The organism is Mycobacterium cajalii, from assembly GCF_045809005.2.
In the GTDB taxonomy this organism is placed as follows: Bacteria; Actinomycetota; Actinomycetes; order Mycobacteriales; family Mycobacteriaceae; genus Mycobacterium.
In genome coordinates, this window is the sequence record NZ_CM141436.1 from 5,967,606 (window position 1) to 5,986,327 (window position 18,722).

The window sequence follows — 18,722 nt, forward strand, 5'->3', positions numbered from 1 at the left end:
TGTGCTCGAGAGATCGATTTCCGTACGCCCACCAATACCCGTTCGACGTATGTCTAAACCTCGCCGGGACGCCCGGCGAGTTAGCCAGAAGGGCCCCTCAGCCCGCCCGGCGCTGCGCCGACACGAAAAGCGTTGGCGGCATCGAGTCCTCGGCGCCCCGCGGGATGCTGCGCCCGTACCGGGCCATCAGCTCCGGGAAGGTCTGCGCCGAGGTGTCCCAGCCGTGCTCGCGCAGCCAGCGGTCGACGGCGGTGCGCTCCTCGGGGTACCACAGTTCGTCGAAGTCGGTGATCTCGGCGTTGACCAGCCTGGCGGCCGCGGCGCGCATGCGCTGCATGTCCGCACGCTGGCGCCGCACCAGTTCCGGGTCGGTGAACCCCTCGCCGGGCACGTTTGAGGCCAGCCAACTGCCCGGGGCACTGAGCTCGTGGATCCGCTCGAACAGCAGATCCTGGGCTTGGGCCGACAGGTAACGGACCAGCCCCTCGGCCGACCACACGCTCGGCTGCGACGGGTCGAATCCCGCCTCGCGCAGCGCCTTCGGCCAGTCCTGGCGCAGGTCCACCGGCACGTTCACCAACTCCGCCGCCGGGCGGGCGCCGTGGCCGCGCAGGGTGTCGGACTTGAACTCGAGCACCTTGGGCTGGTCCAGTTCGTAGACCACCGTCCCGGCGGGCCACGGCAGCCGCCAGGTGCGCGCGTCGAGGCCGGCCGCCAGGATCACCACCTGCCGGACGCCGGCGTCGGCGGCGGCGAGGAAGAACTGGTCGAAAAACGCTGTCCGCGTGGCCATGAAGTCGATCATCAGCTGGATCCGCGTCCGCACTTCGGGCTCGAGCTCGACGGCCTTGGCCAACAGCTTGGGGTCGGCGTAGATGCTCCACATGCCCTCGCCGGCGGCGTCGACGAACACGCGCGCGAACGGGTCGTTGATGAGCGGGTTGTCGCTTTCGGTCTCCGCGGCGCGGGCCGCGGCGACACCGAGCGCGGTGGCTCCCACGCTTTGGGTGATGTCCCAGGAATCGTTGTCGGTACGCGCCATCGCCAGTTCCCTTCCCAGCCCGCAAGTAAGTTAGTTCTACGCACTATTGTTCCAGCCGCCGCGGGGCCGGGGCGTCCGGCGCCGGTGGCCTACGCTCTTTCCCAGGGGCCCCACAGGTTGGCAGAGGAGCGCCATGACACCCACGCCGCAGGACAGTCCTGTGGACCTCGATGCCGTGGCGCAGTGGATGACGGGGCGCGGGCTGGGCGAGGGCCCCCTCGAGGACGTCTCGCCCGTCACCGGTGGAACGCAGAACGTCATGCTGCGGTTCACTCGCGCCGGCCGGCCCTACGTCCTGCGGCGCGGACCGCGGCACCTGCGCCCGCGCAGCAACACCGTGATCCTGCGGGAGACGAAAGTCCTCGCGGCACTGGCTGGGTCCGACGTCCCGCACCCGCGCCTGATCGCCACGTGCGACGACCCCGGCGTCCTCGGCGACGCGGTCTTCTACCTGATGGACCCGGTCGACGGGTTCAACGCCGGCGAGGGGCTGCCGCCGCTGCATGCCGGTGACGCCGGCGTGCGGCACGGGATGGGACTGTCGATGGCCGAGGCGCTGGCCAGGCTGGGCGCCGTCGACCACGTCGCCGTCGGCCTCGCCGACTTCGGCAAGCCCGACGGCTTCCTGGAACGGCAGGTGCCGCGCTGGCTTTCGGAGCTGGAGTCCTACCAGCAGTACGAGAACTACCCGGGGCCGCAGATCCCGGGGGTCGACCGGGTCTCGGCGTGGCTGGACGGCCACCGGCCGGCGAGCTGGACGCCCGGCATCATGCACGGCGACTACCACGCCGCCAACGTGATGTTCTCCCGCACCGGACCCGACGTCGTCGCCATCGTCGACTGGGAGATGTGCACGATCGGCGACCCGCTGCTGGACCTGGGCTGGCTGCTGGCCACCTGGCGCCAGCCCGACGGGACCAGCGTGTTCAGCCACGCGCTGGGCGGTCACGACGGGCTGGCCGCCACCGGCGAGCTGCTCGCCCGGTACGCCGCCAACACGACTCGCGACCTGTCGCACATCACCTGGTACACCGTGCTGGCCTGCTTCAAGTTGGGCATCGTGATCGAGGGCACCCTGGCCCGGGCGTGTGCGGGCAAAGCCGAGAAGCAGGTCGGCGACCAGCTCCACGCGGCCACGGTCCACCTGTTCGAGCGGGCGCTCGCCCTCATCGACAGCGGGTCCTGATCGACAAAGGGTCCATATCCGGGCGTTGTCCAGCTAACCTTCAACGTGTGGAAGTCGGGGACTCGGTGAGGCGCTCGCTGGACCATTGGGAAAGGCGTGAATGGGATTCGGCGATGAACCACGCCTGCAACGCTCTCGCCGAGACCGCGGCGCGGCGATATCCGCAGCAGGGGCTGGCAGCCAGGTTCAAACGTACGGTACGTGACTCGCTCGACATCTTCGGCGCGATGGCGGCACCCGGCATCGACTTCGACCAGAGCCGCTTTCCCATACCGGTGCGGTCGGACCTGCCGGACGGCCGTCCCGACATCGCCGACGTCTTGTACGGCGCTCACCGATGGAGCCACGGCCACGTGGAAGAGCTGCCCAACGGCTTCGAACTGACCCCGGACGGACCACGGCCGCGGGGAGTGCACATCTGGCGGGAGGGCAAGATCGAGCTCCCGGCGTCGGTGGTGATCGGCCTGCTGGCGATCGCCGTGTTCGCGCCGGAGAACAAGGGCGAGGCCATACCCGACGGCTACCAGCTCAGCTGGTACCAATACGTCTTCATCATCTGCCTCTGGTGGGGCTGGCAAGACCACTTCCGCGAAATCATCGGCACCGCCCGCCCGTCCGCGGCGACCCTGGATTTCGGCGAGGCCTGGGCCACCTGGGCGCCGGTCTGAGTACGAGGACTTGTGACAACCCCGCCGCCCCCGCAGACTGACTGACATGCGCGATCGCGAGACGATCGACTCCGAATTGCGGCTCCTTGCCCTGGGGCGCCGGTCGATTCGCGAACAGGGCGGTCAACCGTCGACCCAGCGGGTCGACGAACTGCTCGACGAACGCCTGGGCCACCTCCCGGCGGCGCCGGGCGGCGTCATCGCACCTGCCGGCCCGGTCGGGCGGCGCCGCAAGAGCGCGCTGCGCCGCTTCGGTCCCCTGGCGGTGTTGCCGCTGTCTCTGCTGGCGGTCGTGGCCGCGGTGGTGGTGATCCTCGCGGGCCGCGAAGCACCGCCGGCGGCGGAGCCGGCCGAGACCACGCCGCGGACGGCGCCACCCGCCCCGGCCATGCCGACGAAGGCTCCCGCCTCGACGTCCGGCATCGCCGACAAGGCGCTCACCGACGCGCTGCAGCAGCAAGGCGTGCCCGTTCCCGGACGCGACTACGTCGCCACCCAGGGGCATGCCGTCTGCGAATTCCTGAAGAACCGAGCCGACTTCGCCGACGCCGTCCGCTTCGTGCAGCGATCGTCGATCTGGGACGCCGACCAGAGCACCGCAGTCACCGCCGGCGCGATCGTCTCCTACTGCCCGCAGTTCCATCCCGCAAGCTTGGGCGAGACGCAACCGGGCCTGGACAAGGCGCTGTCCGACCTGCAGGCCATCGAGGGCAAACTGCAAGGCATTCAAGGCGATCTGCAGGGCATCGAGGGCGATCTGCAAGCCCTGCCGGGCCACCGGTAAGCCAGCGTCACCCGCGAGCGCCGCCGCGGACCGCGTGTCGGTCCACCGCACGGGCGTGGGATTCGTCGCCGTCGGCGATGCCGCGGTGGTCGAGATCGGTGATCGCGTCGGTGTGGCCGTAGAGCACCACCACGTCGCCGCTCGCCAGCCGGCTGCCCGGGACCGGACACGCCACGTCGTCGCCGCCCTTCCGGTTGATCCGCAGCACCAGCAGGCCCTCGTCCGGTAACCCGAGTTCCTCGAGTGTGCGCCCGGTCACCCAGTCGTCCGCGGCGATCGCCAGCTCGCTGACCACGTATCCGCCGCCGAGCTCGGCCAGCACCGTCGAGTCGCGGCCCGCCAGGTCGGTCCAGCGGTGCAGCGCCCGGCCGATCAGCCCGGTCAGCCAGCGGTTCACCCGGGGACTGCGGGACAAAAGCACCAGCACGATCAATCCCGCGGCCAGCTCGATGACCCGCATCCACGAGGCCCCCGTGGCGCCGCCCCGGAAACCGAGGATCAGCGAACTCGCGGCCGCGACGAAGCCGATGTTGCCGACCAGCATCAGCAGCATCACCACCCGGCGGCGCAGCGGATGCGACACCACGACCTCGGACTCGGTGGTGGTGAAGCCGGCACCGGTGAACGCCGACCGGGCCTGGAATCGCGCGGACTCCCCGGACATCCCGGAGGCGGCGAGCACCACGGTGGCGACCCTGGTGACGAGCAGCGAAACGGCCAGCACCGCGAGCAGTGAGGCGATCGCGTACATGTCCGGAGCTTGCCCCGACGAGCAATTCGGTAAACACCTGCCGGAAGAAGCGCGCCCGAAGGGATTCGAACCCCTAACCTTCCGATCCGTAGGCACGGGAAGACAGCGTGAACAGCAAGGATGGAAGCCCGACCACCGAGTAGCCCACAATGCAGGGATACCTGACTGTCGTCGGCGTTGTCGTCAGAACTGTCGTCCGCCGCCAGGCTCGGCGACGGGGCGCCGGCGGTGTTCGAAGGCGGTCAACTGACTTGGACCCCGTTGCCCTTGACGCCGCCGACCCGAGACAGGGATCCGCTTCCCCACGTTGGTTGATCCCTGGCTAGGACCGGCTATGACGCCAGAACTTGAACGCGGCTCAAGTCGGCTGTTTCACGTGCGACTTCGATGTCGTAGTGCTTCTGGAGGTTCAACCAATAGGTGTCCGACTGGCCGAACAGCTTCCCGAGCCGCAACGACGTGTCGGGTGTAATGGCACGCTGACCGTGAACGATCTGATTGATGCGCCGCGGCGGTACATCGATCAGGTCCGCGAGCTTGCGCTGTGAAAGACCAAGTTCGGTGAGGTACTGATCGGCGAGAATCCGGCCAGGGTGAACCGGCGCAATATCCCTCATAGTGATGTCCTTTCCCTAGTGATAGTCGACGATTTGAATGTCCCGCGGGCCGGCGGCGGTCCATACGAAACAGATGCGGTATTGGTCATTGATGCGGATGCTGTACTGGCCTTTGCGATCACCAACCAAGGCTTCGAGATGGTTTCCGGGCGGCATTCTGAGGTCACTGATCCGGTTGGCCGCGTTGAGCATCAGAAGCTTTTGGAGCGCTCGGTCGCTGAGTTCCGGGCTGCACTTCTTGGCTCGGCGTCCGTTGAACAGTTTCTCTGTGTCCTTGTCGGCGAACGCCCGAATCACCATTCAAGTGTACCGCGTAGCGTTACACGGGCAACCGTCGTACATCCCGCAGTACAGGCAGTTGCTCAGGAGTCGGGTGTTCAGCGTCGTCGACGATCAACAGGAGTGGTGTCGTCAAACGTAGGAAATCGCCCCGCCGACGGCCGCGAAAACGGCTTGACCTGCGCGCGCCCGAAGGGATTCGAACCCCTAACCTTCTGGCGTATCCGACCGCCAGGAGACCGTCCGGGTGCATCCGTTAATGTATTGCGGCACAACAGTTTCTGTAGGTACAGCGTCCGTGCTAAACCGCAGCTTCGGCGACATCGTCGACAACAGCACCCAAATCGACCTCGCACTCGAGCTGGGAGCCGCTCAGAGGAGTGGGTTTGCGGACCTACCGCTAACTGCCCTACTGAGCAACGCGGCAAGTGGCATCCTACTAATACCTAGGCGGTTCTTGGCAGGCAGGAGAACGACGACGACTACCTCTAACGATGACAGCGCCGACCAACCGAACACCATGGCCGCGGGTGACGACGGTGACGCGACGACGCTAGTGCCGCCGCCGACCGAGGCCGCGGCCAATCTGGCGTGGTCGTCGGAGGACGAGACCGTGGAAATTCACCGCCAGTCGTGGGGTTTGACCTGGGGTCGCGTTGGTGTGCTGCTGGCCTGTACCAGCGTGGTCGCGCTGGCGGTCGGGTTCGGCGGTTGGGCGTTGATGCGCACGCATGACAAGGCCGCGGCGCCGTACCCGGTTACGAGCACTCCGGCATCGTGGGCTACGCCGCCACCTCCTGACCGGGAGTCGACTACCACGGCGACACCGGCGCCTGAATCGCCCGCCGCGGCAACTGCGCAGCCAAGCATCGAAAGTCTGCCGGGAACCGACAGGCTTGGCTGGATCGCCTACCCCGGTGCACGCTGCGACCCGGGAACTCAACCAGCTGTCATGGCCCGAACCACGCAGTCATTACTGGTCATCTGCGAGATCCAACCCGGCGACTTCTACTACCGCGGCGTCCGCCTCAGCGACGGTGCGAGCATCGAACTCCCAAACGCAGTGCACTCCTCCGAAGGCTTCGACGTCACCAACCCGGCCGACGGCACCCGCTACCGAATCAGGCCGACAAGCCTTACCATCGCACCGCCCGACGCACCAGCGTCTTCGGAGGCGATGCTTCAGTACGCCAGCACGGCGGCGCCCTGATGACGTCCTTGTCGCACAACGCATCCGGCGTCGAAGCAGCGGCCGATCGCCTCCAGCCAGTCAGTCCCTGCGACGGACGCGCCAAAGCCCAGCTAGTGGTGTGTCCTGTAATTAGCTGACTTTTTCGAGGGCGATCCGACCGCGCGCAACCTTGGCGAGGATGGACTCGGCGGTGGCGGTCCACACGTAGGGTTTTGGGTCGCTGTTGTGAGCGTCGATGTATTCCTGGATCGAGGCGACGAGGTCGGGCACGGACTGGAAGACCCCGCGCCGCAACGCTTTGTCGGTCAGTTCCCGGAACCAGCGTTCGATGACCGCGAATCGCTGACGGTCTATCTGCGGTTTCCGCGTGAGCATTGGACACGGGTGCGGCACTCCAATTTCATCGAGCGCACCTTCGGCGAGACGCGGCGCCGCGTCAAGGTGATCGGCTGGCTGCCCGGCGAACACTCCTGCCTGAAACTGGTGTGGGCGGTGCTCGACCGCGCCTCGGCCGGATGGCGCGGGTTCACTATGACCCCGGCCGGGCTACGGCTCCTGCAAGATCTGCGTCGCATGCTGCACGACCCGCTAACCCAACTGCCACAAAAGAATTCGGGAAATCACACCGAAACCGGCGCGGCGCCGACCGAGCTTGTCAGCGCCACCGCATAGAATCATGAACGCAAGCGAGCGAAGCCTACGTCAGGCCACTTTTACACCGCTCCTGGGACGCCACCGACCTCCTCGTTGACCCCGACTTCGAGATACACCTTGCCGTCGTCGCGAAAACTCATTGCGTTACTATCCTTTCGCCGCAGGTGTCCACAGCCGGCCTTTGGCCTAAAGCAGTCAGCGGATGGCGGGCGTGGCCGCTCAGGTCGGAAGACCGTGTCAAAGGCTGACGATCCAACGCAGCGCCGCCGCCCTTCAATGGCGTGCCTTCACCAGACACCAGCCGGCCTTGGCGCGTGGTCTGCGGGTCCATTCCTCGATGGTCATCCGGCCGCTCGCCCATCGTCGCCGTCACGTCAGAGGGTGACCGGACAGTAGAAGCACCCCCGCAACCACCAATGCAATCACCTTGACCGCCTCCAGACCGACGTACGCGTAGTGGCCGCGAGAGCGGGGAGCGTTCAGGCCGGCAAGGACCCTGTCAGAACGTCGGTTCAAGAACGGTCGCACGGCGATTAACTGGGTGCCGAGCATGGCGAAGGCTGTCAGGAATGCCGCGATGACGCCTGCCGGCGGTGGGTTCGCCAGAACCACCGTCGCAAGGACGATGGCAAACGCAACCTCGATGCGGTTAAGTGCGCGGAAGACTAGGCGCCCGATCCCCAGTCCGATCTGCCTCGTCACGTTGGGTGCGCGGAACTTCAGCGGTGCTTCCAGAAACGAGATCGCGAGCACCATGCCCAGCCACACGAAGGTGACGGCGACGGCCACCGCTGATCCGCCGCTCACCGGGTAGTTCCTTCCAGTGTGAGGTGGGCCAGACACAGATCCGGTTCGACGAACGCGTCCAGGCGGTCGACGGCGACCGGCGACTCCCAGCCTTCCAGGGCTCCTTGCATGAGCCCCAGGTGAATCGGGCAGACGACACTGGCCCGGGTTTCGGCGAGTTCGAGAAACGGGCAGTGCCGCAAGCCAATCTGCTGCTCCCCGCCGGATTCGCGGCGCTCGGGGGCGAACCCGAGCTCATCGAGCGCCCCGACCAGGTGGTCGATCGATTCCTTTGCGCCCATCTTCTTGCCGTGTGGCGCCGGCGATTCCAACTGCCGCCCCCAGGCCCGGCCCGCGGCTAGCGCCTTGGCACGTGGATCGCGGCCGGCGGCAAGGCTCGTCGTGAGAATCTCGGCGAGCAGCCGATAATGGCGCGGTCCACCGGGATCCATCCGCGGGATCGCACGAAACATCAGCGGCGGGCGTCCCGGTCGTTTACGGTCCGGCTCGACCTGCTCCACCCGGCCGTCGCTGACCAATGTGTCCAGATGGAAGCGGACGGTGTTGGGATGCACACCCAGCTCGTCGGCGATCGCGGTGATGCTTATCGGGCCGGGCGCCGCCTTCAATACCCGCAGCACGCCACGACGGCGACTGGAGTGTTCCTCGGATGACCCGGCGATAACGCTCACGCTCCGTTTGCATCCTGCTTGGGCAGACTGGCCACCAGTGGCGTGTCGACGCCGAGCGGGCCCATCTTGGCGGCCCCGCCCGGTGACCCCAGCGGCTCGTCGCGACCCGGGAGGGTTTCGAAAAAGAACGCTGCATTGTCCGCCAGGTAGGGCTGCAGGTCCTCCGGGAGGTCATCTTCGTAGTAGATCGCCTGCACCGGGCAGACCGGCTCGCACGCTCCGCAGTCCACGCATTCGTCGGGATGGATGTAGAGCGCCCGGCCGCCCTCGTAGATGCAATCCACCGGGCACTCCTCCACGCAGGCCCGATCCATCACGTCAACACATGGCTTCCCGATCACATACGTCATGACGTAGAGTTTACACAAGGAGATATTGTGAAAACTAGGGAGGGTGCGAGATCCGATGCCCGACAATCAACTCGACGCCCCACAGTCCCAGGATGGAAAATCCCGGGATGAAAGCAGTGGCGCTGGCGGGCACGTCGACTCGCCGGAAACCGCCCTGGTTACCGCCGCGCAGGACGGCGGAAAGTTCCAGCCCAACAAGGACGGCCGCAACGGGGATCACGCTGTGGGCTATCGCGCGGAACTGCTGCGTGCCGAGGACATCGTCGACCCGGAGACCTGGGCCGGCGGGCTCGAAGACAAGCGGGCGATTGCGCCGCGACTGCGGGTCGGTCGTGACAAGTGGTTCAACCTGCTGTGGCTGCTTCCCGTTGGGTTCGCCCTGTTGGTCGCGGCGGTGGCGGTGGGCAAAGGCCTGCACAACATGCCGGCGGTGCAGGCCTTCATCCAGCGGTATCCCGGTACCCATGTGCCTTCCGGGGTCGTCGCGGGCATCCCGGCCTGGGTGGGCTGGACGCATTTTTTCAACCTGTTCTTGATGATGTTCATCATCCGCTCGGGCATGCAGATCCTGTGCGATCATCCGCGGCTGTACTTCAGTCGCAACGCCACGCCCGGCAAGGACGAGTGGCTGCGGGTGGCCAAGCCGGTGCCGGACGACCCGCTGTGGACGGCCAAGGACGATTCGGTTGCGCTGCCCGCTCAGTTGGGGTTGCCGGGGATTCGCCATTCCATCGGGCTGGCGCGCTGGTGGCATCTCGGTGTCGACGTCGTGTGGCTGCTCAACGGCGCGGTCTTCTACGTGCTGTTGTTCTCGACCGGGCAATGGCGTCACATCGTGCCGACCAGCTGGGATGTCTTTCCCAACGCCGCATCAGTTGCGATCCAATACCTGTCGCTGCACTGGCCGACCGACCACACCTGGGTGGCCTACAACGCGCTGCAATTGATGGCTTACTTCACCACCGTCTTCATCGCCGCACCGCTTGCGGTCATCACCGGGCTGGGGATGTCGCCGGCGCTGTCGATGCGTCTCACCGTGATCAGCAAGCGATTGAGCATCCAGACCGCGCGGTCGCTGCATTTCCTGGTGCTGGTGTATTTCCTGTTCTTCATCGTTACCCACGTCACGATGGTCTTCGCCACCGAGGCGCTGCGGAACCTCAACCACATGTTCGCCGCCCGCGACGACAACAGCTGGGTCGGGTTCGCGATCTTCACCGCGGCCATGGTGGTGGTGGCCGTCGGCTGGGTGGCCGCCACGCCGTTCACCTATCGCCACCCCCGGGTGGTGCAGCGGGTCGGCTACGCACTCATCGGGCCGCTGCAGCGGCTGTTCGAGTACACCAACCCGAAGCCGGGCGCGTTCACCGAAAACGACATCTCGCCGTACTTCTGGCACAACGGCACCTACCCGGAGACCGTTGAGTACAAGGAGTTGGAGAAGAACAACTTCGTGGATTGGCGGCTACGGGTCTACGGCCTCGTCGAGCACCCGACCGAGTTCTCGCTGGCCGAGCTGCATGACCTGCCCTACCACGAACAGATCACCCAACATTTCTGCATCCAGGGCTGGTCGGGTGTCGCCAAATGGGGTGGCGTGTCGATGCAGACGATCATGGACATCGTCAAACCGCTGCCCGAGGCCAAATGGGTGGTGTTCTACTCGCTGGGTCCCGGCGCCGACGGCGGGATCTACTATGTCGCGCACCCGATCGAGCAGATGAGCAACCATCTGACCATGCTGGCCTACGACATGAACGGCGAACCGGTGAGCTACGGCCACGGGGCGCCGCTGCGGCTACGCAATGAATTGCAGCACGGCTTCCGGCATGTGAAGTGGCTCAAGGGCATTGAGTTTGTCGCGCACTACTCCGAGCTCGGCAGCGGTTACGGCGGTTACAACGAAGACCACGAATTCTTCGGACGTCACCAAACCATCTAAGGCGTCGAGCAACGGACGCCTTTGGAATGTAGGCAAGGCTTCCCTATCGCACACTGATGCGTTAGTGTTTACACAAGTGTATTTGTAAAAACTATGGGAGATGCGAGAAGATATGGTAGACAACGAACTCGACGTGCGACAGCTGCGCAAACCCGACAAGCATCCGGCGATCTTCGCCACCTACGCCGACCTGCCGGTCGGGGGCTCATTCGTGCTGGTCAACAACCACGACCCCCAGCACCTCCATGAGGAATTCGAGGCCGATCACGTCGGCAGCTACGGCTGGGAGTACCTCGAGAAGGGCCCGACGGTCTGGCGGATCCGGATCAGCAAACTCACCACCACCCCGCTGCCGCGGATTGTGGCGAACACCGCCGATATCGCGGCTGCCGACGCGGAACCGGGTGTACCCGGGGTGGAGTGGAAGCTGCAGGTCCGCGAACGTGACCTGGACTCGAATGTCATCGCGCTGGCACCCAACGGCGGAATCGACACGCACACCGGGGCCGACGTCGACGTCTTGATCCACGTGCTCTCCGGCAGCGGCCAGCTGACCACCGAGCAGGACACCATCGACCTCGCCCCCGGCGCCTTCGTGTGGCTACCGCGTCGGTCACGGCGACAGTTCACCGCCGGTCCGGACGGACTGCGTTACCTGACCGTGCACCAAAAGCGGGAAATCCTGCCCCTGACCCCCACCGTGCGGCAAGTCGACCGATGAGCAACGTCGGCCAAAACAATGAATCCACGCTGCCGTGGTCCGGCCGCGGCGATGAGGCCGTGCAAGGGCATTGGCTGCTGGCGCGGCTGGGCAAGCGGGTATTGCGCCCTGGCGGTATTGGGCTGACCCGCACGCTGCTGTCCGACGCCGGTGTGACCGACACCGACGTGCTCGAGCTGGCCCCAGGTCTCGGCCGCACGGCGACCGAGATCCTTGCTCGGCGTCCCCGGTCATACGTAGGTGTCGAGCAAGACCCCGACGCCGCTCGGTCAGTTCGCAACGTCATTAATGGACGGGGGGAGGTCCGGGTCGCCGACGCGGCTAAGACTGGCCTGCCTGCTGCCAGTAGAGACGTCGTCATCGGTGAGGCGATGCTGACAATGCAAGGCGACCCGGCCAAGCACGCCATCGTGGCAGAGGCGTCGCGGGTGCTGCGGCCGGGCGGGCGCTACGCCGTACACGAGCTCGCGTTGACGCCCGACACCGTCTCCGATGAGCTCAAGACCGACGTCCGGCAGTCGCTTGCCCGAGCGATCAAAGTCAACGCCCGTCCCCTGACGGTTGCCGAGTGGACACGACTGCTGGCGGACCATGGTCTGGTCGTCGACCATGTCGCGACCGCGCCGATGGCGCTGTTACGACCGCGACGCCTGATCGCCGACGAAGGCCTCCTGGGGGCGTTGCGGTTCACCAAAAACCTGTTGATCCACCCTGAGGCCCGCCGCCGAATCGCCCTGATGCGTGGCGCCTTCCGCACGCACCGCGAGCGGTTGACCGCCGTTGCGATCGTCGCTCACAAACCCACCGGCAACGCCGGTGACGGCCAGCAACGTCGAAGCTGACGGGGCGGATCGAGCGGAAGCTCAACAACGGCACCGAGTATTGGAGGACGTGATGACCACCGAAGCGGCCCCGCGAGAATTGGTGGCACGTCGCCCCTTTCCTGCGCGGCTGGGGCCGAAGGGCAGTCTGCTCTACAAGTTGATCACAACGACCGATCACAAGCTGATCGGCATCATGTACATGGTCGCCTGCTTCACGTTCTTCTTCATTGGCGGCCTGCTGGCGTTGCTGATGCGCGCCGAACTCGCCGCACCCGGGCTGCAGTTCCTGTCGACCGAGCAATACAACCAGCTGTTCACCATGCACGGCACGATCATGCTGCTGTTTTATGCCACCCCGATTGTGTTTGGGTTCGCGAACCTGGTGCTGCCGTTGCAGATCGGCGCACCCGACGTGGCGTTCCCCCGGCTCAACGCCCTGTCATTTTGGCTGTTCGTATTCGGCGGGCTGATCGCGATCTCGGGATTCATCACCCCGGGTGGGGCCGCGGACTTCGGTTGGACCGCCTACACGCCGCTGTCCAATGCTGTCCACAGCCCGGGCGTGAGCGGCGACCTGTGGATCCTGGGTTTGGCGGTCGGCGGCCTGGGTACCATCCTGGGCGCGGTCAACATGATCACCACGGTGGTGTGCCTGCGCGCACCGGGGATGACGATGTTCCGCATGCCGATCTTCACCTGGAACATCCTGGTTACCAGCATCATGGTGCTGAGCGCCTTCCCGCTGTTGACCGCGGCGCTGTTCGGGTTGGCCGCCGACCGGCACCTGGGCGCCCACGTCTATGACCCCGCCAACGGCGGGGTGATCCTGTGGCAGCACCTGTTCTGGTTTTTCGGCCACCCCGAGGTCTACATCGTGGCGCTGCCGTTCTTCGGCATCATCACCGAAGTCATCCCCGTGTTCGCTCGCAAACCGATCTTCGGCTACACCACAATGGTCTATGCCACCATCAGTATCGCCGGGCTCTCCACTGCGGTCTGGGCGCACCACATGTTCGCCACCGGCGCGGTGCTGCTGCCGTTCTTCTCGTTCATGAGCTATCTCATCGCGGTGCCTACCGGGATCAAGTTCGTCAATTGGATCGGCACCCTCTGGAAAGGGCAGCTGACCTTTCAAACCCCGATGTTGTTCGCGGTGGGCTTTCTGGTGACGTTCCTGCTGGGCGGGCTCTCCGGGGTGCTGCTGGCCAGCCCACCGATCGACTTCCACGTCACCGACACCTACTTCCTGGTCGCGCATTTCCACTACGTGCTGTTCGGCACGATCGTGTTCGCTACCTTCGCCGGCATCTACTTCTGGTTCCCCAAGATGACCGGCCGGCTGCTCGACGAGCGGCTGGGCAAGCTGCACTTCTGGCTGACCCTGATCGGCTTTCACACCACCTTTTTGGTCCAACACTGGCTGGGCAACATGGGCATGCCCCGCCGCTACGCCGACTACCTGCCCACCGACGGTTTCCAACCGCTGAACATCGTCTCCACTATCGGGGCGCTCATCCTGGGCGTGTCGATGCTGCCGTTCGTGTGGAACGTGTTCACGAGCTGGCGCTACGGCGAACCGGTCACCGTCGATGACCCTTGGGGCTACGGCAACTCGCTGGAATGGGCGACCAGCTGCCCCCCGCCGCGGCACAACTTCACCGAACTGCCCCGCATCCGGTCCGAACGGCCCGCCTTCGAGCTGCACTACCCGCACATGATCGAACGGATGCGCAACGAGCTATACATCGGGCGCGAAGCCGTCGTCGGCGCCGACGAGGAACGCGAAATGACCCCGACCGCATAGCAGCTGGACCGCGAAGCTCCAGCACGGCATCCGCAACAGATCAGGCACGGCGCCTTATGGCTAACGATCCAAAAATCGTGAGCAGAGCGCAGCGAAGCGAAAATGACCTCGACCGGCTCAACACCGACACCCGCGAAACCGAGGCATCCGACAAGCCACTGTGCCGGCCCGCCGATGAGGAGCTCGCCGATCCGGGCACCGATGCGTGGTTGGTTCCCACCGCTGATAGTCAACATCGGCTCGGCCGCCTTCATCATCTACGCAACCATCCGGGCGTTCTGGGGCAGCTCCTATTGGGTCAAGGATTACCAGTAACCGACCCCGTTCCACTCACCGTGCATCGGCGCGTCCTGCGCGCCCGGCGCCAGCCACCTCCGTGTCTGGCTGGGACAGTTCGCGGCGTGGATCCCATTGGGAAAGCTGGTGTTACCGTTCCTGCTGGCCTTCCGGATCACCTGCTACCACCACCACAAGGCCTACTAACGATCGGTGCAGCAGTCCACCCCACCAGCTGCGAAACCCCCGCGCCGCGCGCCCGTTACACTGGAGAAACCCGGCTTCCGCCGATCATCCTTCCTCGAACAACCGGCGACGAACTGGCCCGGCACCCAGGATGGAGAAGTCAGATGAGCTACAACGCGAGCATGCGGGTATGGCGTGGCGACCAGGACGGCGGCGCCTTGCGGGACTTCACCGTCGAAGTCAACCAGGGCGAGGTGGTGCTCGACGTCATCCACCGTCTGCAGCAGACCCAGACACCCGACCTCGCGGTGCGCTGGAATTGTAAAGCGGGCAAGTGCGGATCGTGCTCGGCAGAAATCAACGGTCACCCGAAGTTGATGTGTATGACGCGGATGTCCACGTTCGCCGAGAACGAGGTCGTGACCGTGACGCCGATGCGCACTTTCCCGGTCATCCGCGACCTGGTCACCGACGTCTCGTTCAACTACGAGAAGGCCCGGGAGATAACGCCTTTCGCGCCGCCAAAGGGATTGCAGCCCGGTGAGTACCGGATGGCACAGGTCGACGTACAGCGCTCACAGGAGTTCCGCAAGTGCATCGAATGCTTCCTGTGCCAGAACGTCTGCCACGTGATCCGCGACCACGAGGACAACAAGAACGCCTATGCCGGCCCGCGGTTCTTCATCCGCATCGCCGAACTCGAGATGCACCCACTCGATACCGCTGACCGTCGAGACCTCGCCCAGGACCATGAGGGCCTGGGATTGTGCAACATCACCAAATGCTGCACCGAGGTGTGCCCGGAAAACATCAAGATCACCGACAACGCCATCATCCCGATGAAGGAACGCGTCGCCGGCCGCAGGTACGACCCCGCGGTCTGGCTGGGCAACAAGCTGTTCCGCCGATAGCTCGGGTGCCAGAGCCCGGCTGGGTGCTGCAGCGGATCGAGTCCACCCACAGTTGGGTAACCAGGCGGGCGGCGCGGTCGAGCCGTTGGGCAGTCATCGGCGCCGTCATCATCGCGCTCCCGACGCAGGCCCGCCGGCGACTTGGTCCAGCGGCACGTCGGGGTCGACGAGCTTCGCCCGGTCGACCGGCCGGCCGGAGCGGAGCAGGGCAGCGATCGTGTCGGTGAGGTCCCATACGTTGACGTTCATGCCGGCCAGCACCCGACCGTGATGCAACCAGAAGGCGACGTATTCGCCCTTGGCCACGTCGCCGCGGAAGACCACCTCATCGTAGTTGCCCCTCGCGACGTAGCCGGAGTACTCCATGCCCATCTCGTACTGGTCGGAGAAGAAGTAGGGCACGCGATCATAGGCCGCGTCGCGCCCGAGCATGGTGGCCGCGGCCACCGCTGGCTGGTTGAGCGCGGCCGACCAGTGCTCAAGACGCAGGTGCGTGCGCAGGTGGGGGTAGTAGGCGTTGGCAACGTCCCCGGCGGCGACGACGTCGGGGTCGGAAGTGGCCAGGTGTTCGTCGACGACGACGCCGTTGTCGACGTGCAGTCCGGCCGCCTCGGCCAGCGAGGCGTTGGGTGTGATGCCCACGCCGACCACGACGGCGTCGGCGTCGATCACGCTGCCGTCGGCCAGACGCACCCCGGTGGCGCGGCGGTTCGTCCCGGTGATTTCTTCGACGCCGGCGCCCAAACACAGAGTGACGCCGTGTGCGCGGTGCAGGGCGGCATAGATCTCGGCCACCTCGCGGCCCAGCACCTCGAGCAGCGGCAGCTCACCCATCTCGATCACGGTGACCTCACAGTCGGCGGCCCGAGCGGCGGCGGCGGTTTCCAGCCCGATCCAGCCCGCCCCGATGATCGCCACCCGCCCGGCGGCGGCGAACGCGGCCTTGATCGCTTCGCAGTCGGCGAGGCTCCGCAGGTAGTTCACGCCGTCGAACTCGGCGCCGGGCACGCTCAGGCGCCGCACGGCCGACCCGGTCGCCAACAGCAACTTGTCGTAGCCGATCCGCTCACCGCCGGTGACGCTGAGGCGGTGGGCGGCGAGGTCGAGGCCGGTCACCCGGGTGTCTAATCGCAGCTCGATGTCGTGCTCGGCGTACCAAGCCTTGGGGTGGACGTAGATCTTGTCCTTCTCCGACTTGCCTTGCAGGTAGTCCTTGGACAGCGGGGGCCGGTTGTAGGGCCGTTCGGTTTCCTCGCCGAGCAGCACGACCCGGCCGATGAAACCGTCGGTGCGTAGTGCCTCGGCTGCTTTGGCGCCGGCCAGCCCCGCGCCCACGATCACGAATGTTTGCTGTCCGGTGGTCATATTCGGTCCTGTCGACGCTTGGACAATATGGAGCCCTGATGACTGAACGCAGCAAGCCGCACGACGCGAGCAACGTCGCGGGTGAGCGGCCCAAGATAAGGCGCGGAACAGGATTCGCCGCAGGCGAGTTTCCGGCAATGCGGTTTCAATAACGAACGTGCGACCTGGTGGCGGCGCCCTAGTGTCGGAACAGCTGCTGCTCAGTTATTTTGACGCTACGCCGTTCAGGTAGCAGTGTCACGCGATCCATCCACGCAATGGGACCGGTGTCGCGACGCCAGACATGTTGACAGATCCCTGCCGTTGACGATCGCCCGGTTCGCGCGATCGGACAATCGCTTACACTGAGAGTCATGCAACGGATCTCTCTGGACGCGCTGGCCACTCAGCAGCTCGAACTGGCTGCCGCCCACGGTGGCCGGTGTGCCGCCGACACCGTCGTCGGCGGTCATGAACGGGTACTGCGCCAGACCGTCATCGCCATGATCAAAGGCACCGAGTTGGACGAGCACAACAACCCCGGAGAGGCCACGATGCACGTCCTGTGCGGTCGGGTCCGCTTGACATCCAAAGGCCAGTCCTGGGAGGGCCGGTCCGGTGACCTGTTGAAGGTGCCCGACGCCCGTCACGGCCTGCAGGCGCTGGAAGACTCGGCGATCTTGCTTACCGTGGCCAAGCTACCGTGAGGCCAACCGCTTGCATACCGAGGAAACCGCTGCGTTCGTCGAGCAGGAAGCGGGCCTTGCGTTCGCGGTCGTCGAGGAACACGTCGTGCACCTTGCCGACGTCCATTCCGTCCCTGTCCGTTACCTTCCGCTCGCGCATGTCGTCAGTGGCATTCTCGACCGTCACGCCGGTGCCGGTGAGTGCGCTGAGGGTGACATGGTCCTGAGATGTCATGGGAGCTCCTGGCGAGCGGCGTCCACTCACAGCCGACCTCATCGCGGGCTGGCTGAGGTACCAACATGAATGAACCTACGCCGATCTGCCAACCCACTGTCGGCCTGCCCCAATCGCCTGACGGACGCGTACGTCAACTGCGCTCGGTGGCCGGACCCACACCTCCTCGTTGTGGACGTCGGCTGACCGGGTCGTGCGCAGACACGGTAGCCGATGTCAACACGCACTGGTCAGCGCGACCGATCAAGGGGACAGTTGAAGAAGATCGAGAAGGTGCGACGCACCAACACGAAAGCCGTCGATGCGGCCCACCGACAGGAGGCAGCAAATGGGCACACACAAGGTGCAGGTGCGCCGCGTTTACGACGACCCGGCCCGCGGGGACGGCAACCGCGTGCTGGTGGACCGGATCTGGCCGCGCGGCATGACCAAGGAGAAAGCGAACCTGGACGAGTGGTGCAAGACGATCGCCCCCTCCACCGAGCTGCGCAAGTGGTATCACCACGACCCGGAACGGTTCACGGAGTTCGCCCGCCGCTACCGCGAGGAGCTGACCCAACCCGAACGGGCCGAGGCGCTGGCACATCTACGAACCCTGGCAAAGGACCGAAACCTCACCCTACTCACGGCAAGCAAGGCCGTCGACATCAGCGAGGCCACCGTGCTCGCCCAGATGCTGGGCTGAGCGGCCTCGCCGGCGACGCAGGCAGTCGATGATGCCCGGCTGCTTGGGGTGCACCGGGCACCGCTGCGAGACAAGATCGGTGAGGAAATTGACGCGAGTGCGCGACC

Annotated in this window: 20 protein-coding genes and 3 pseudogenes; 13 read left to right on the top strand and 10 right to left on the bottom strand. The window is 65.6% G+C overall.

From position 1 onward, the window contains the following. Window positions 1–97: 97 nt before the first annotated feature. The gene (locus ACJ512_RS28655) at window positions 98–1,042 is read right to left on the bottom strand and encodes a class I SAM-dependent methyltransferase (protein WP_407686155.1); all 945 of its coding nucleotides are present in this window, start codon (window positions 1,040–1,042) and stop codon (window positions 98–100) included. A 133-nt stretch (window positions 1,043–1,175) separates the two neighbouring features. On the opposite strand from ACJ512_RS28655, the gene ACJ512_RS28660 reads away from it, so the two are divergent. From ACJ512_RS28660 to ACJ512_RS28670, 3 genes are read left to right on the top strand one after another with little or no spacing between them, the layout of a single operon-like run. Further along, window positions 1,176–2,228: a phosphotransferase family protein gene (locus ACJ512_RS28660; protein ID WP_407686154.1), complete on the top strand. Its 1,053-nt coding sequence runs from the start codon at window positions 1,176–1,178 to the stop codon at window positions 2,226–2,228. Between the two features lie 47 nt (window positions 2,229–2,275). Continuing rightward, complete coding sequence (locus ACJ512_RS28665; RefSeq protein WP_407686153.1) at window positions 2,276–2,896, top strand: hypothetical protein; 621 nt, start codon at window positions 2,276–2,278, stop codon at window positions 2,894–2,896. Between the two features lie 46 nt (window positions 2,897–2,942). Continuing rightward, window positions 2,943–3,680: a DUF732 domain-containing protein gene (locus ACJ512_RS28670; protein ID WP_407686152.1), complete on the top strand. Its 738-nt coding sequence runs from the start codon at window positions 2,943–2,945 to the stop codon at window positions 3,678–3,680. Between the two features lie 7 nt (window positions 3,681–3,687). Here ACJ512_RS28670 and ACJ512_RS28675 read toward each other — a convergent pair whose 3' ends face one another. The 3 genes from ACJ512_RS28675 to ACJ512_RS28685 all read right to left on the bottom strand — a co-directional run bounded on the left by ACJ512_RS28675 (window position 3,688) and on the right by ACJ512_RS28685 (window position 5,345). After that, on the bottom strand, window positions 3,688–4,431 hold the full coding sequence (locus ACJ512_RS28675) for a TrkA C-terminal domain-containing protein (RefSeq protein WP_407686151.1): 744 nt from the start codon (window positions 4,429–4,431) through the stop codon (window positions 3,688–3,690). Between the two features lie 332 nt (window positions 4,432–4,763). Further along, entirely contained in the window at window positions 4,764–5,048 is a 285-nt protein-coding gene (locus tag ACJ512_RS28680) for a HigA family addiction module antitoxin (protein ID WP_407686150.1), read from the bottom strand. Between the two features lie 15 nt (window positions 5,049–5,063). Beyond that, window positions 5,064–5,345 carry a type II toxin-antitoxin system RelE/ParE family toxin gene (locus ACJ512_RS28685; RefSeq protein ID WP_407686149.1) on the bottom strand — a complete coding sequence of 94 codons (282 nt, stop codon included), beginning with the start codon at window positions 5,343–5,345 and terminating at the stop codon, window positions 5,064–5,066. A 502-nt stretch (window positions 5,346–5,847) separates the two neighbouring features. On the opposite strand from ACJ512_RS28685, the gene ACJ512_RS28690 reads away from it, so the two are divergent. Beyond that, complete coding sequence (locus ACJ512_RS28690) at window positions 5,848–6,537, top strand: hypothetical protein (protein ID WP_461479918.1); 690 nt, start codon at window positions 5,848–5,850, stop codon at window positions 6,535–6,537. Window positions 6,538–6,648: 111 nt separating this feature from the next. Here the strand turns inward: ACJ512_RS28690 and ACJ512_RS28695 are convergent. Continuing rightward, window positions 6,649–6,852, bottom strand: a pseudogene (locus ACJ512_RS28695) (IS630 family transposase); the annotation flags it as partial. Here ACJ512_RS28695 and ACJ512_RS28700 point away from each other — a divergent pair. Beyond that, a pseudogene (locus ACJ512_RS28700) lies at window positions 6,850–7,191 on the top strand (transposase); the annotation flags it as partial. The pseudogenes ACJ512_RS28695 and ACJ512_RS28700 overlap by 3 nt on opposite strands. A gap of 351 nt (window positions 7,192–7,542) precedes the next feature. Here the strand turns inward: ACJ512_RS28700 and ACJ512_RS28705 are convergent. From ACJ512_RS28705 to fdxA, 3 genes are read right to left on the bottom strand one after another with little or no spacing between them, the layout of a single operon-like run. Further along, complete coding sequence (locus ACJ512_RS28705; RefSeq protein ID WP_407686146.1) at window positions 7,543–7,980, bottom strand: hypothetical protein; 438 nt, start codon at window positions 7,978–7,980, stop codon at window positions 7,543–7,545. Then, the gene (locus tag ACJ512_RS28710) at window positions 7,977–8,651 is read right to left on the bottom strand and encodes a helix-turn-helix transcriptional regulator (RefSeq protein ID WP_407686145.1); all 675 of its coding nucleotides are present in this window, start codon (window positions 8,649–8,651) and stop codon (window positions 7,977–7,979) included. Before ACJ512_RS28710 ends, ACJ512_RS28705 begins: the two co-directional genes overlap by 4 nt. After that, window positions 8,648–9,001 (bottom strand): ferredoxin, encoded by a 354-nt coding sequence (gene fdxA / locus ACJ512_RS28715; RefSeq protein ID WP_407686144.1) that lies wholly within the window; start codon window positions 8,999–9,001, stop codon window positions 8,648–8,650. Before fdxA ends, ACJ512_RS28710 begins: the two co-directional genes overlap by 4 nt. A gap of 55 nt (window positions 9,002–9,056) precedes the next feature. Between fdxA and ACJ512_RS28720 the strand changes: the two genes are divergently transcribed. From ACJ512_RS28720 to ACJ512_RS28745, 6 genes and pseudogenes are all read left to right on the top strand, one after another. Beyond that, entirely contained in the window at window positions 9,057–10,943 is a 1,887-nt protein-coding gene (locus ACJ512_RS28720) for a molybdopterin-dependent oxidoreductase (protein WP_407686143.1), read from the top strand. A 112-nt stretch (window positions 10,944–11,055) separates the two neighbouring features. Next, the gene (locus ACJ512_RS28725) at window positions 11,056–11,664 is read left to right on the top strand and encodes a DUF2249 domain-containing protein (protein WP_407686178.1); all 609 of its coding nucleotides are present in this window, start codon (window positions 11,056–11,058) and stop codon (window positions 11,662–11,664) included. Then, window positions 11,661–12,506: a class I SAM-dependent methyltransferase gene (locus tag ACJ512_RS28730; protein WP_407686142.1), complete on the top strand. Its 846-nt coding sequence runs from the start codon at window positions 11,661–11,663 to the stop codon at window positions 12,504–12,506. The genes ACJ512_RS28725 and ACJ512_RS28730 overlap by 4 nt, the downstream gene beginning before the upstream one ends. A gap of 52 nt (window positions 12,507–12,558) precedes the next feature. After that, a complete protein-coding gene (gene ctaD / locus ACJ512_RS28735) occupies window positions 12,559–14,292 on the top strand; it encodes an aa3-type cytochrome oxidase subunit I (protein ID WP_407686141.1) in 1,734 nt (577 codons plus the stop codon). 210 nt (window positions 14,293–14,502) lie between these two features. After that, window positions 14,503–14,864: pseudogene (locus tag ACJ512_RS28740) on the top strand (hypothetical protein); the annotation flags it as partial. Between the two features lie 54 nt (window positions 14,865–14,918). Beyond that, a complete protein-coding gene (locus ACJ512_RS28745; RefSeq protein ID WP_407686177.1) occupies window positions 14,919–15,665 on the top strand; it encodes a succinate dehydrogenase/fumarate reductase iron-sulfur subunit in 747 nt (248 codons plus the stop codon). 108 nt (window positions 15,666–15,773) lie between these two features. Here the strand turns inward: ACJ512_RS28745 and ACJ512_RS28750 are convergent, their stop codons facing one another. Next, window positions 15,774–17,030, bottom strand: a complete 1,257-nt coding sequence (locus tag ACJ512_RS28750; protein ID WP_407686140.1) for an NAD(P)/FAD-dependent oxidoreductase — start codon at window positions 17,028–17,030, stop codon at window positions 15,774–15,776. A gap of 353 nt (window positions 17,031–17,383) precedes the next feature. Here ACJ512_RS28750 and ACJ512_RS28755 point away from each other — a divergent pair, with 353 nt between their 5' ends. Continuing rightward, a complete protein-coding gene (locus ACJ512_RS28755; protein ID WP_407686139.1) occupies window positions 17,384–17,716 on the top strand; it encodes a cupin domain-containing protein in 333 nt (110 codons plus the stop codon). On the opposite strand, the gene ACJ512_RS28760 is transcribed toward ACJ512_RS28755, so the two are convergent. Further along, entirely contained in the window at window positions 17,694–17,930 is a 237-nt protein-coding gene (locus ACJ512_RS28760; protein ID WP_407686138.1) for a PRC-barrel domain-containing protein, read from the bottom strand. The genes ACJ512_RS28755 and ACJ512_RS28760 overlap by 23 nt on opposite strands. 328 nt (window positions 17,931–18,258) lie before the next feature. Between ACJ512_RS28760 and ACJ512_RS28765 the strand changes: the two genes are divergently transcribed. Continuing rightward, a complete protein-coding gene (locus ACJ512_RS28765) occupies window positions 18,259–18,615 on the top strand; it encodes a DUF488 domain-containing protein (protein ID WP_407686137.1) in 357 nt (118 codons plus the stop codon). Window positions 18,616–18,722: the final 107 nt, after the last annotated feature.

Bases quoted from the DNA above. Each gene is read 5' to 3' on its own strand.
- ACJ512_RS28655 (WP_407686155.1), bottom strand. From the start codon at position 1,042: ATGGCGCGTACCGACAACGATTCCTGGGACATCACCCAAAGCGTGGGA.
- ACJ512_RS28660 (WP_407686154.1), top strand. From the start codon at position 1,176: ATGACACCCACGCCGCAGGACAGTCCTGTGGACCTCGATGCCGTGGCG.
- ACJ512_RS28670 (WP_407686152.1), top strand. From the start codon at position 2,943: ATGCGCGATCGCGAGACGATCGACTCCGAATTGCGGCTCCTTGCCCTG.
- ACJ512_RS28675 (WP_407686151.1), bottom strand. From the start codon at position 4,431: ATGTACGCGATCGCCTCACTGCTCGCGGTGCTGGCCGTTTCGCTGCTC.
- ACJ512_RS28680 (WP_407686150.1), bottom strand. From the start codon at position 5,048: ATGAGGGATATTGCGCCGGTTCACCCTGGCCGGATTCTCGCCGATCAG.
- ACJ512_RS28690 (WP_461479918.1), top strand. From the start codon at position 5,848: ATGGCCGCGGGTGACGACGGTGACGCGACGACGCTAGTGCCGCCGCCG.
- fdxA (WP_407686144.1), bottom strand. From the start codon at position 9,001: ATGACGTATGTGATCGGGAAGCCATGTGTTGACGTGATGGATCGGGCC.
- ACJ512_RS28720 (WP_407686143.1), top strand. From the start codon at position 9,057: ATGCCCGACAATCAACTCGACGCCCCACAGTCCCAGGATGGAAAATCC.
- ACJ512_RS28725 (WP_407686178.1), top strand. From the start codon at position 11,056: ATGGTAGACAACGAACTCGACGTGCGACAGCTGCGCAAACCCGACAAG.
- ACJ512_RS28730 (WP_407686142.1), top strand. From the start codon at position 11,661: ATGAGCAACGTCGGCCAAAACAATGAATCCACGCTGCCGTGGTCCGGC.
- ctaD (WP_407686141.1), top strand. From the start codon at position 12,559: ATGACCACCGAAGCGGCCCCGCGAGAATTGGTGGCACGTCGCCCCTTT.
- ACJ512_RS28745 (WP_407686177.1), top strand. From the start codon at position 14,919: ATGAGCTACAACGCGAGCATGCGGGTATGGCGTGGCGACCAGGACGGC.
- ACJ512_RS28750 (WP_407686140.1), bottom strand. From the start codon at position 17,030: ATGACCACCGGACAGCAAACATTCGTGATCGTGGGCGCGGGGCTGGCC.
- ACJ512_RS28755 (WP_407686139.1), top strand. From the start codon at position 17,384: ATGCAACGGATCTCTCTGGACGCGCTGGCCACTCAGCAGCTCGAACTG.
- ACJ512_RS28760 (WP_407686138.1), bottom strand. From the start codon at position 17,930: ATGACATCTCAGGACCATGTCACCCTCAGCGCACTCACCGGCACCGGC.
- ACJ512_RS28765 (WP_407686137.1), top strand. From the start codon at position 18,259: ATGGGCACACACAAGGTGCAGGTGCGCCGCGTTTACGACGACCCGGCC.